This window comes from Iodobacter sp. CM08 (assembly GCF_033446605.1).
GTDB lineage: Bacteria > Pseudomonadota > Gammaproteobacteria > Burkholderiales > Chitinibacteraceae > Iodobacter.
In genome coordinates this window covers 72,346-84,883 of the sequence record NZ_JAWQUO010000022.1, presented here as the reverse complement: position 1 = coordinate 84,883, position 12,538 = coordinate 72,346, and the positions used below count along the sequence as shown (strand labels likewise).

Genomic DNA, 12,538 nt, shown 5'->3' with positions numbered 1-12,538 from the left:
CCGTTCGACTTGCATGTGTAAAGCATGCCGCCAGCGTTCAATCTGAGCCAGGATCAAACTCTTTAGTTTAATCTCTAAGCTAGTACTTACTGGCTTACTTTATTCTGAGCATCCATCGCTGAATACTCAATACTAATGCAAGCACTTGTTTCGCTTCCGAACCAAGCACTCACACTCATCGACTGTATTTTGTTAAAGATCGTCTCGCTGTGACATCACCGTGTTGCTGTGTGTGCTGCAGCGAGAGGCCGAAATATACGGGGCATCACTGAATAGGTCAAGCAAGGCTTAAGAATAAAAGACTAACTAATAGATAAGTCGCTGTTTTATATAAAAATCAAACTTATGCACTCCAGCACAGCGCAAGCAAATCACTAGCTGCGGCCCGATATATCCCATGCCACGCTAAGCTATTTTGCTTTTTATACTTTAGTAAATAGCGCAAACACGGCTTTCCCTGCTTGACATCAAGTCTAGAATGAGTAAATGTATATACAATTACTCACCATACAGAGTCCACATGAGCCAGCCTACCGAATCGCTATGGATTAATGCCCGTCTTGCCACCATGGATCCGCAACAGCCAGCGGCTTATGGCGTTTTAAATGATCACGCACTATGGATTCGGGGCGAAGAGATCTATGCCATCTTGCCGCAGGCAGAGGCGCTAGCTGAATTTGGCTTACGTGGCGAAGTGATTGATGTGGCTGGTCTATGGATTACCCCTGGCCTAATCGATTGCCACACTCATCTGGTGTACGGCGGCAACCGCGCCGCAGAATGGGAAAAACGCCTAACCGGCGTGCCCTACCAGCAGATTGCAGCCGAAGGTGGCGGCATTGTTTCTACCGTTAATGCCACGCGTGATTTATCGCAGGCCGATTTATGCGCAGCTAGCCTGCCACGGCTGCAGGCTCTAATGGATGAGGGCGTCACTACGCTGGAAATTAAATCTGGCTATGGGCTGCGCCTATATGACGAGCTAAAACAACTACGAGTCGCAAGATCCTTTGCGGACAACTATCCAGTTGAAATTGCTACCACTCTACTCGCCGCGCACGCCCTGCCGCCCGAATTTGCGGGCCGCAGCGATGCATATATCGATGAAGTGATTTCGCGCATCCTGCCTGCCGCCGTCAGCGAGGATCTGGCCGAAGCGGTGGATGTATTTTGTGAAGGCGTTGGCTTTAGCCCCGCGCAAACTCGCCGCGTGTTTGAAGCCGCAAAGAAACACGGCTTAAAAATAAAAGGCCATGTAGAGCAACTATCCAATCTGCACGGTGCAGCGCTAGTAGCCGAGTTTAACGGCCTATCCGCCGACCATATCGAACACCTCGACGATGCAGGCATTGCTGCGATGCAAGCCGCTGGTACGGTGGCGGTGCTGCTACCCGGTGCATTTTACTTTTTACGCGAAACTCAGAAACCACCAGTTGCCGCACTGCGGGAAGCTGGCGTACCGATGGCGGTATCAACCGACCTGAATCCCGGCACCAGCCCTTTCGCCTCTATCCGCCTTGCCATGAATCAGGCCTGTGTGTTGTTTGCCCTTACCCCAGAAGAAGCCCTCACCGGCACCACTCGCCACGCAGCTCAAGCACTGGGGCGCGAAGCGACACACGGCCAGCTAGCCGCAGGATTTGTCGCAGACTTTTTAGTCTGGAATATCGAACACCCCGCCGAAATAATTTACAGCCTAGGCACGCCGCTACTCAAACAGCGAGTATTCAGAGGGATTAGAAATATGGTTAAACCCTGAACCACAGAGGTCACAGAGAGCACAGAGTTACACAGAGAAAATCTGACCTACTTAATCGTCAGAACTACGAGAGCGTGTAAACCACCCGTTTCATCTATCAATTAGCGGGTCAGCCGTCTTTGTAGTTCTCTGTGAAACTCTGTGTCCTCTGCGCTCTCTGTGGTTCAAGATTTAGCACTCTTAATATTTTTTAACAGGATAAAACCATGACCGTTTGGACTGGGCGTATTGATGCTGCTGAAGGCGATGCGGCGCGGCGCTGGCATCAAGTGGTGCAGCCCTTAGCTGTAAATCAGCCTGCAGGTATTGCACTACTTGGCTTTGCCTGTGATGAAGGCGTACGCCGCAATCAGGGGCGCGTGGGAGCCGTGGCTGGGCCAGTGGCTTTACGCAAGGCGCTGGCTAATCTGGCTTATCACCCCACTCTACCGCTTTACGACGCTGGCGATGTGGCCTGTGAAGAGGGTGATTTAGATGCCGCCCACCAACGCCTTGCCACTGCGGTGAGCCAACATATTCAGGCCGGTCATCTATCACTTGTGCTGGGTGGCGGACATGAAACGGCTTACGGCCACTGGCTAGGGATTGCTAACGCTTACCCAAACCAGCGCATCGGCATTGTGAATTTCGACGCGCATTTTGATCTGCGAGAAGCGGCGGAACCCACATCCGGCACGCCCTTCGCCCAAATCGCCGCCGCATGCGCCAAACGTGGACAAGATTTTCACTACCTATGTATGGGGGTGGCCGAAACGGCTAATACCCAAGCACTGTTTGCCACAGCAGAACGGCTCAAAGCCACATGGCGGCTCGATACCGACATGACACCGTGGCAGCTAGCTGCAACACAGGCGCAGCTGCAAAGCTTTATCGATCAAGTCGACGTGGTATATCTAACGATTGATTTAGACGTATTGCCCGCAGCACAAATGCCCGCCGTCTCTGCCCCAGCAGGCTTTGGCGTGGAAATCAGCGTGATCGAACACCTTAGCCGACTGCTTGCCGCCAGCGGAAAACTCGTCGCAGCAGACTTAGTGGAATTCAACCCCCTATTTGACACCGACAGCCACGGAGCAAAAGCCGCCGCCAGATTGGCATGGAGCATTTGCAGAAGCTTTAAACCATTCGTTTCAAAAAATTAAAGAACCCACACCTTAAAACACGGAGGACACAGAGAACACGGAGTCTCACGGAGAAAAGCAACAAGTGCTTGTAGGGCAGATAAAATCAGCCGATTAAGTGGCGCTTCATGCCAAGCACGGCGGGTTCCACCCTACAAAATAAGCTTTAACACCCAAGCTAACGCTTGATTTTCTCCGTGTAACTCCGTGTTCTCTGTGCACTCCGTGGTTCAAGATTTAGGTTTTGTATACACACCAACCGGAGCCATTACCATGACTGACCCACGCCATGATCCTTCCCGCGTTATTCGCGCGCCACGCGGTAGCGAGTTGACTTGTAAAAGCTGGCTGACTGAAGCCGCTTTTCGCATGATTCAAAATAACCTTGATGCCGAAGTGGCCGAGTATCCGCAATCCTTAGTCGTTTACGGCGGGATTGGCCGTGCGGCGCGTAATTGGGAATGCTACGACAAGATTCTGGAGGTGCTGACTCGGCTGGAAGACGATCAAACGCTGCTGATTCAATCCGGCAAGCCGGTGGGCGTGTTTCCATCGCACCCTGATGCGCCGCGCGTGCTGCTGGCAAACTCCAATCTGGTGCCTCACTGGGCCAATTGGGAGCACTTTAATGAGTTAGATAAAAAAGGCCTGATGATGTACGGCCAAATGACCGCAGGCAGCTGGATTTACATCGGCAGCCAAGGCATTGTGCAAGGCACTTACGAGACTTTTGTGGCCATGGCCAAGCAGCATTTTGGCGGCGTTGCGCAGGGGCGCTGGGTCTTGACCGGCGGCTTGGGTGGCATGGGCGGCGCTCAGCCACTGGCTGCCACCATGGCTGGCTTTTCGATGATTGCCGTGGAATGCGATGAAACCCGCATCGATTTCCGCCTAAAAACGCGCTATGTAGACCGCAAAGCCACCACCTTGGACGAAGCGCTGGCCATCGTGGCCGATGCAAAAGAAGCTGGCAAGCCTGTATCCGTTGGCCTATTAGGCAATGCCGCCGATGTGTTTGCCGAGCTGGTGGCCCGAGGCATTACTCCGGATGTTGTGACTGACCAGACTTCCGCTCACGACCCAGTACACGGCTATCTGCCGCAGGGCTGGAGCGTGACCGACTGGCGTGAAAAGCAAAAAATAGATCCAGCAGGCGTGACCAAGGCCGCCAAAAAATCCATGGCCAAGCAAGTGCAAGCGATGCTGGATTTACAAGCGCGTGGCGCGGCCACCGTTGATTACGGCAATAACATCCGCCAGATGGCGCTGGAAGAAGGCGTAACAAACGCATTCGACTTCCCCGGCTTTGTGCCCGCCTATGTACGCCCGCTGTTTTGCGAAGGCATCGGCCCTTTCCGCTGGGTAGCGCTGTCTGGCGATCCGGAAGACATCTATAAAACCGACGCAAAAGTCAAAGAGCTAATCCCAGATAACCCGCATCTGCACAATTGGCTAGATATGGCGCGTGAACGCATCGCCTTCCAAGGCTTGCCAGCACGTATTTGCTGGGTAGGCCTGAAAGATCGCGCCCGCCTTGCGCTGGCCTTTAATGAAATGGTTAAAAATGGCGAGTTAAAAGCGCCGATTGTGATTGGCCGTGATCACCTCGACTCTGGCTCTGTGGCATCCCCAAATCGCGAAACCGAAGCCATGCTGGATGGATCGGACGCCGTATCCGACTGGCCGCTCTTGAACGCGCTGCTCAATACCGCAGGCGGCGCAACTTGGGTGTCGCTCCACCACGGTGGCGGCGTCGGCATGGGCTTTTCGCAGCATTCTGGCGTGGTCATTGTGGCTGACGGTACAGACGCCGCAGCCAAGCGCTTGGGCCGCGTATTGTGGAACGACCCCGGCACCGGCGTCATGCGCCACGCCGACGCAGGCTACGATATCGCCAAAAATTGCGCCAAAGAGCAAGGATTAGATTTGCCGATGCTGAAGTAAAAGGCAGCGTTGCAAACCCTAAGATCTGTAGACACAGAGCACATAAAAAAATGTAGGGTGGGCACGATTTTGTGCCCACGCGTGGCGAGAATTCGTGATGACGCGTGCCATGGATTCATCTCCATAAGCGGCAAATTTTGCCACCGCCCCGTGGGCACAGGTGCCCACCCTACATACCCTTGCCACATAAAATACAAACACACTGGATAAAGAAATGAGCACATTCACCATCAAACCAGGTCAGCTAACGCTGGCGGACTTACGCAAAATTGCCCGTAATGACATCACCACCCTAGCGCTGGATGTATCGGCCCATACAGGCATTGATGCCGCCGCCGCTACCGTGGCACGCGTTCTGACTGAAGGGCGCACGGTTTATGGCATTAACACCGGCTTTGGTTTACTGGCTAGTACCAAAATCGCGACGGAAGAGCTGGAGCTGCTGCAACGCTCCATCGTGCTTTCGCATGCAGCGGGCATTGGCAAGCCGATGGAAAACGGCACGGTGCGCTTGCTGATGGCGCTGAAAATCAACTCGCTGGCGCGTGGTTTTTCTGGCATTCGCCGCTCAGTGATTGAAGCGCTGATCACCCTGTTCAACCATCAAATTTATCCAGTGATTCCACAAAAAGGCTCGGTGGGTGCATCGGGCGATTTAGCGCCGCTATCGCATATGAGCGCCGTGCTGATCGGCGAAGGCGAAGCGTTTGTTGATGGCAATCGTGTAACAGGCGCAGCCGCGATGCAAGCTGCTGGCCTTGCCCCCATTGTACTCGCCCCAAAAGAAGGCTTGGCGCTACTTAATGGCACACAAGCCTCCACCGCTTTTGCACTAGAAGGCTTGTTTGCTGCGGAAGATTTATTTATTGCCGCCTCGGTAGCCGGTGGCTTATCAGTCGAAGCAGCTATGGGGAGCCGCACCCCATTTGATGCACGCATTCATGCGGTGCGCGGCCATCAAGGCCAGATTGATTCTGCTGCACTCTATCGCGATTTACTTGGAAGCAGCAGCGAAATCGCCGAAGCCCACGCCAATTGCGGCAAGGTACAAGACCCGTATTCATTACGTTGCCAGCCTCAAGTGATGGGCGCATGCCTTACGCAAATCCGCAACTCAGCCGATACGCTGCTAACCGAAGCCAACGCCGTTTCAGATAACCCGCTGGTGTTTGCTGACGACAATGTGATTTTATCTGGCGGTAATTTCCACGCCGAGCCAGTGGCCTTTGCTGCAGATAATTTAGCCTTGGCCATTGCAGAAATTGGCGCACTGTCTGAGCGCCGCATGGCGCTGTTGATCGACAGCCACTTATCCAAGCTACCTGCCTTCTTAGTGAATAACGGCGGGGTAAATTCAGGCTTTATGATTGCTCAGGTCACCGGCGCGGCACTGGCTTCAGAAAACAAATCACTGGCCCATCCAGCCAGCGTGGACAGCCTGCCTACATCGGCCAACCAAGAAGACCATGTGTCTATGGCTACTTTTGCTGCGCGCCGCTTAAAAGACATGAGTGAAAATACCGCAGGTATTCTGGCGGTTGAATTACTAGCCGCCTGCCAAGGCGTGGATTTTAGAGCGCCAGCAAAAGCATCGGCCAAGCTAGAAGCCGCCAAGGCCATCTTGCGCGCCGAGGTGACTTTCTACGATAAAGACCGCTTCTTTGCGCCAGATATCGAAAAAGCCGCCGCCATGATCAGCCGTGCTGCGTTTAATCACTTCAGCCTGCCAAACTTGCTGCCATCGGTTTAAGCACCCACCCACAAAAAAGCCCACTTTATAAAAGTGGGCTTTTTTTCAATTAATGCTTATTATTACTACAACACACTCTTAACGCACAGAAACCTCAACTCGCCTATTTTTAGGCTCGTACACCTCATCCGGTGTAGGGACTAGCAAATTACGCTCACCGTGCGATTCGATAGTCATATCGTGATACTTCATCCCTTTTTCTTTTAACAAATTAGCCACTACTGTGGCCCGCACCAGCGCCAGTGCTGTATTATCATCTGCCTTGCCCATCGTATCCGTATGGCCAACTACAGAAACATCCACAACAGGGCGGCCAGCGGCTTCGGCGATAATTGCTGGCAACTGCCCTTCTGACTCTATCGTTAAAGTAGCATCAGACTGAAAATACAAAATAAAACGCTTAGGGATTTGGGGCCTTGCTGCCATGGCTTCACCAAAGTCTTTACGGATTTTATCTGCTGCAACTGGAGCTGGAGCCTGTGATCCATCCAGTAATGCGCCATCCCCTGCCGTTTTAATCAGCTGTTTACCTTTTGCGCCACTCACCGTTACCGCACCAGTATGCCCATCCGGGTTTTCTAGCAGCACAATATAAGATTCAGATGCGCAGGCCTGCAGCAATAATGCCAGCACGCTAGGGATAATCAATGAGCGAAAAATTCCAGCCACCATGCCTTACTCCTCAACTTTCAGCACAAATTGTGTGCCGCGCACGCCAATAATGCCAACCGGAGTGCTCACAGCAACGGCATCGGGCTGTAATTTAGCAATAATTCCGGACACATAATTCATTGTGCCCTTTGCTAGTTTGCCAACAAGGCTAAGCTGCCCCTGTGCTGGGGCATACAGGTATTCATCAACACTCATTTGTGTATTTGGGCCAAAAGACATAATGGTTTCATCTTTAAAAGTAATGCCCATGCTGCTTTTAGCACCAGTACGCAACACACTACCCTGCAAGACCGCTGTACCTGGCTCCGCCTTTATCAACACGCCATTGCTACTGACCGTAGCATCGCCCGTGACATTTTTCACCCATCCTATCGGCACCTCCCCAGCCCATAGCGCCGAAGAAAGTACGCAACTACTTAACACCACATACTTAAACATGATTTGCTCCCACTCAATCTACACCCGTGATTTTAAACTTAGCATACAATTGTAAGCAATCGTGTAGTGATTTCCCCCACCTCTGATAACTGTCTCACCGCAGCGCGGAGTGTTTGTATTGAGCAGTCTATGACCGTTTAACTATGCGGTCTACGGCGCTAACAAGCCTAGTTGCTCGATAGTAAAAAAACACACAAACAAAGCCCTGTCTGCTGGTTTTATTAGCAATGGCTGTTAAAATCGTCAAGCTACCAGCCAATATAGATTTTATTAAGCAACTCGGCTAAAAATCAATAGACCTATGTAAGGATAGACTTAGCTCCATTAAAGCTATGCACAAATTCTCAATTCAGTCTGCCAATGTTTTTCTGCCTATTGCCGCGCTCATGCTAGCTCTGGCAATACTTTGGGCTGATTTCACTCCCTTACAAACATTACGCAATCAATTATTTGATCAGTATCAGCACGGGTCTGCTCGCCATAGCACTGGCTTAGCAGTGCAAATTATCGATATTGATGATGAAAGCCTAGCCCGCCTTGGGCAATGGCCGTGGCCGCGAACTCGGCTGGCGGCCATTATCAATAAGTTGCAAGAGGCCAAGGTGGCAGCGATTGGCTTTGACGTGGTTTTTGCTGAGGCAGATCACAGCTCGCCACAAGCAATGGCTGAGCTTTGGTCGCTACAAGAGCCCTTGAAAAGCGCGCTCACCGCGCTACCCAATCACGATACTATTTTTGCGCAGAGCATCAAAACCGCGCCGGTGGTTTTAGGACTTACCGTCAGACGTGAAACTGGGCCGGAGCCGCAAAGTACACCACAATATCGTTATGTCTATGCAGGCCCAGAGCCCAGCCGCTGGCTGCATTCTTTTCAAAGCGCCATTGTTGCACTGCCCGCATTTGAGCATGCAGCCAGCGGCAATGGCGCACTCAACTTTATTCCAGACCAAGACGGGGTAGTGCGCCGCATTCCATTGCTACTTAGACTTGGCAATAAGCTGGTGCCCTCGCTGGATGCAGAAGTCTTACGCGTTGCCCAAGGCGGGCAAAACTATATTATAAAAACGCTAGCAAATGGCCAGCCAGATACGCTGCGTATTGGCTCCTTTACCATTCCGCTAACAGAACACGGCGAGGCTTGGATTCATTATGCCAAGCCAGATCCTGCCCGCTACCTAAGTGCATGGAAGCTGCTAGCAGGGCAAATCCCAGCCCCAACACTTAAAGGGAAAATGATTTTAATTGGCAGCTCGGCTCAGGGGCTGATGGATTTACGTTTTAGCCCACTGGGGCAAATTATTCCTGGTGTTGAAGTACATGCCCAGATGCTGGAACAAATTAGCAGCGGCAGCGTTTTACAGCGCCCTGGTTGGGCTAGATCCACAGAAAGTATCATTAGCCTATTGGGAGCGCTCGCCATTGGCCTACTCACAATGAGATTTCGGGCGCTATTTGCGGCAAGCATCACACTGATTGGCTTACTGATCCTTCAACTACTTGGCTGGTATACCTTTCGCCAACACGCTTTACTACTGGATACGGTAACTCCAGCCTTGATCTTCATTACAACATTTACTCTAGGCAGCTTGATTCACCACTGGCAGAGCGAGCGTAAACAGCGCTGGATTAAGCAAGCTTTTTCCCGCTATGTATCCCCAAACCGAGTCAGCCATCTGATCGCCAACCCCGATTCAATGGCGCTGGGTGGGCGACGACAAGAATGCAGTTTTATATTTACCGACCTCGCCAATTTCACCGCGTTAATGGAAAAACTCGACCCAGCCGATGCCGTGGCCCTGCTTAATGATTATCTGGATCAAATGATCGCCATTGCTTTTAAATATGAAGGCACACTAGATCGGATTGTGGGCGATGCATTGGCGATCATGTTTTCTGCCCCCGTAACGCAGGCCGATCACCGAAGCCGAGCGTTAAATTGCGCACTAGAAATGGATCTTTTTGCCAGCGATTATTCTGCCGCGCTCAATGCCAGAGGCACCCCCTTTGGCATAACACGCATTGGCATCCATTCTGGTGAAGTGATCGTGGGTAATTTTGGAGGGCGTACTTTATTTGACTACCGTGCACTGGGCGACGCCGTAAATACCGCGTCGAGACTTGAAAGCGTGAATAAGCACCTTGGCACCACCATCTGCCTTTCGCAGGCTACTCTAAGTGGCTGCTCGCATGCAGAAGTTCGCCCTATAGGCCGGCTCATACTTAAAGGAAAAAGCCAACCACTACAGGTTTTTGAGCCAGTCACCAGCCAGCGAGTAGCCAACTATGCGCCGCTAGAGCAATACTGCAAGCTGTATCAGGCTATGGTTGATGGGGCCGCTACAGCGAATGATTTTAATCAGCTGGCACAGCAATATCCTCAGGATCCGCTACTCACCTTGCACCTTGATCGGCTTAGTAAGGGTGAGCAGAGCGATTTAATTGTCATGACGCAAAAGTAAGAGGCCAGAATGAGTAATTCAAAAATCAACCGCATTATCCATATCTTCAGCGAATCTTTTAAGCAAATGTCAGTTGATGTGCCGATGCCAGATATTGAACGGCTGGCTATTTTAGTGCACCGTGCAATGGAAAACACCACCCGCAAATATCACACCGCCGACCATGTATTCCAGCTTTGCGAAGGCCTACGGCCACGGGCACAACTTGCCGCACTGTTTCATGACTTAGTTTACTACCAGCTAGACTGGGGCTTCCCTCAGAACACCGGCGCACTTTTAAACAATATCTGCCAACTCAAAAACAATGAATTTACGCTGCCAGACCCGCTCCCCAATCAACTGGTCAGTATGTGTGCGGCACTATTTAGCTTTACCCCCGGCGGAGTGCTCCCTCCTCATGGTGGCATGAATGAATTTTTAAGCGCCGTGGTTGCCGTCAGCCTGCTTAAACCTTGGTTACCGCTCAGCGATCTAATCGCTATTGCGGCCTGTATTGAAGCCACCATTCCATTTAGGGATGATGCCGCAACCCAGCAACTCGCGGCACAAATCCACCAGCAAAGCCGCCAGCTGCTCGGCATGCACGATGTAGAAACCTACGGCCCTTATGTTAATGAAGTCATGCAAGATGCCATTAGCCTTAGCAACCAAGACGTTATGGAATTTGCCCAGAGCCGCCCCAGAGTGTTTTTATCCTCTACTTGGCTGCTGATAGAAGAATCAAATGTCCCACTTAATGCTGTTGGCGCTTACACCCTACAAGACTATCGCGCGGCACTACTGCGTATGGAAATATTTTTACAAGGACTAAAAGAGAAAGCCATTTTCCATCAGTATGAGCAGCAGCCCTCAAACGAAAATCTACAGCACTTACAAGCCGCCGCACGCCGCAACATTTATTTTTCTTGCGATTTCTTGGCAGCCAAGCTCACCACCATTGCAATGCTTGAAGCGATTGCAATGGCAACAGGCGGAGATGGGCCAATATCGATGTTTCTGGGCGATATACGTCATAGCAATGGCAAACCAGCGCGTGCCGAAGACTACCTACCAGAAGCCAACACCGCAGCGGATATCAATCAAGAGCTATTGCAAATCTTTGATCAAGGACGATCAGAAGAAGCCGCGCTAGACCTAAACGCCTCCCCTGTTACCGCCTTTCTTTACCGCTGCCTAGGCCATCAAGGCACCTTGCAAGCATGGGGAGAGGCGCAAAAAATGTTTAAAGGCGAACTATCACCTCAAATGTTTCTTAAAAGCCTTGACCCAACACTCGTCACATCCATGATCACCGCCTGTATGCATATCGCCCTATCTAGGCAAACAGCCATGCAGGCGCTACAAAACCACCTATTTCACCCTGATGCCATACCACTTGGTAAACCATAAAGGAATGATTCCTTTAAGCCGTACGCCTTACTTACCAAGCTTACCCGCAAAAAAATCATCCCAGAACCACCATAGCAGCGCTGCTTGCTGCACCTTGTTCACTATTGAGCGCAGCAAGCAGCTACCCCTAGAATATTTTCCTTAGTATTTTTTATGCTCAGACTGGCATCAAATATTGAAAATGAGGGGCCCCAAACTAGGGCCTGCTAGCGCTTCACATTGGCAACCCTAAATACGCACATGCCATGGCGATAACGCTTTCCTCATTCAGTTTTAATTTATCGTATAGACATGCCGCTGCTTAGTAATGTTTCAGTCATGCAAATGCACTCTCGACCCAATGTCGGCAACAATATAATCCTCGATCTAAATCCGCATGGCCTTTGATTGAATTACCTTTGCTGGGAGTCACAGACCACGCTCCCTGTGCCTCAATCTGCTGCCGGATAGACTTACTGCCCGCTCTAAAGCTGGGATCCACCAATAAAGCTTTGAAAATATTAATTGAGCTAAAAATTGCTCACGCCCAGTATGCTTTTTCTCAAGCGCTTGCTCGCTATCAACAAAACTGAGTTGGCCTGACTTTTTTATAGGCGGCCCAGTGTTTGAAGCTTTAACTATTCTAGCCGCTGGCTTTGATCAGAGGCTTCTTAAACAAACAGTATTAATTAAGATCAATTATAAGGGGGATATCTCCTTATCAATATTAAAAAATTTATTTAAATATGCCATTTAAATAAATTTGGAGCAGCATGATGGAAGATGCATCCATTACGTGCCACACTAATCAATATTAACTATATATGTCGTTCATCATCACTGAATAGCTATACACTATTGCCCTAGGATGGATAAGTAGACAAAGGATAAACAAAACGTATTATTTATGTTTTACATATAAATAAGCGCAGCTAGATGGATTAAAAATAAAATGTGCATCAAAGAAAAAATATAAACCTTCATTTTTACGCCGGTTCACGTATAAAATGACTGAGTTCTCGGAGGA

General features: G+C 50.6%; 8 protein-coding genes, 1 rRNA gene and 1 pseudogene. 6 read left to right on the top strand and 4 right to left on the bottom strand.

From position 1 onward, the window contains the following. A 16S ribosomal RNA gene (locus tag R6242_RS13955) occupies positions 1 to 69 on the bottom strand; the annotation flags it as partial. 451 nt (positions 70 to 520) lie between these two features. Between R6242_RS13955 and hutI the strand changes: the two genes are divergently transcribed. The 4 genes from hutI to hutH all read left to right on the top strand — a co-directional run bounded on the left by hutI (position 521) and on the right by hutH (position 6,574). After that, the gene (hutI, locus tag R6242_RS13950; RefSeq protein ID WP_318427752.1) at positions 521 to 1,759 is read left to right on the top strand and encodes an imidazolonepropionase; all 1,239 of its coding nucleotides are present in this window, start codon (positions 521 to 523) and stop codon (positions 1,757 to 1,759) included. Between the two features lie 206 nt (positions 1,760 to 1,965). Then, on the top strand, positions 1,966 to 2,901 hold the full coding sequence (gene hutG / locus R6242_RS13945) for a formimidoylglutamase (RefSeq protein WP_318427750.1): 936 nt from the start codon (positions 1,966 to 1,968) through the stop codon (positions 2,899 to 2,901). 252 nt (positions 2,902 to 3,153) lie between these two features. Then, positions 3,154 to 4,824: a urocanate hydratase gene (gene hutU, locus R6242_RS13940; RefSeq protein WP_318427748.1), complete on the top strand. Its 1,671-nt coding sequence runs from the start codon at positions 3,154 to 3,156 to the stop codon at positions 4,822 to 4,824. Between the two features lie 214 nt (positions 4,825 to 5,038). Next, positions 5,039 to 6,574, top strand: a complete 1,536-nt coding sequence (gene hutH / locus R6242_RS13935; protein ID WP_318427746.1) for a histidine ammonia-lyase — start codon at positions 5,039 to 5,041, stop codon at positions 6,572 to 6,574. Between the two features lie 78 nt (positions 6,575 to 6,652). Here hutH and R6242_RS13930 read toward each other — a convergent pair whose 3' ends face one another. Together R6242_RS13930 and R6242_RS13925 are read right to left on the bottom strand one after the other, a co-directional pair. After that, positions 6,653 to 7,246: an OmpA family protein gene (locus R6242_RS13930; RefSeq protein ID WP_318427744.1), complete on the bottom strand. Its 594-nt coding sequence runs from the start codon at positions 7,244 to 7,246 to the stop codon at positions 6,653 to 6,655. A gap of 3 nt (positions 7,247 to 7,249) precedes the next feature. Then, positions 7,250 to 7,684: a FecR domain-containing protein gene (locus tag R6242_RS13925; protein ID WP_293930778.1), complete on the bottom strand. Its 435-nt coding sequence runs from the start codon at positions 7,682 to 7,684 to the stop codon at positions 7,250 to 7,252. A 332-nt stretch (positions 7,685 to 8,016) separates the two neighbouring features. On the opposite strand from R6242_RS13925, the gene R6242_RS13920 reads away from it, so the two are divergent. Both R6242_RS13920 and R6242_RS13915 read left to right on the top strand, forming a co-directional pair. Further along, on the top strand, positions 8,017 to 10,143 hold the full coding sequence (locus R6242_RS13920) for an adenylate/guanylate cyclase domain-containing protein (RefSeq protein ID WP_318427741.1): 2,127 nt from the start codon (positions 8,017 to 8,019) through the stop codon (positions 10,141 to 10,143). A 9-nt stretch (positions 10,144 to 10,152) separates the two neighbouring features. Beyond that, on the top strand, positions 10,153 to 11,532 hold the full coding sequence (locus R6242_RS13915) for a hypothetical protein (protein ID WP_318427739.1): 1,380 nt from the start codon (positions 10,153 to 10,155) through the stop codon (positions 11,530 to 11,532). A gap of 214 nt (positions 11,533 to 11,746) precedes the next feature. Here the strand turns inward: R6242_RS13915 and R6242_RS13910 are convergent. Beyond that, positions 11,747 to 11,980: pseudogene (locus R6242_RS13910) on the bottom strand (IS5/IS1182 family transposase); the annotation flags it as partial. Positions 11,981 to 12,538: the final 558 nt, after the last annotated feature.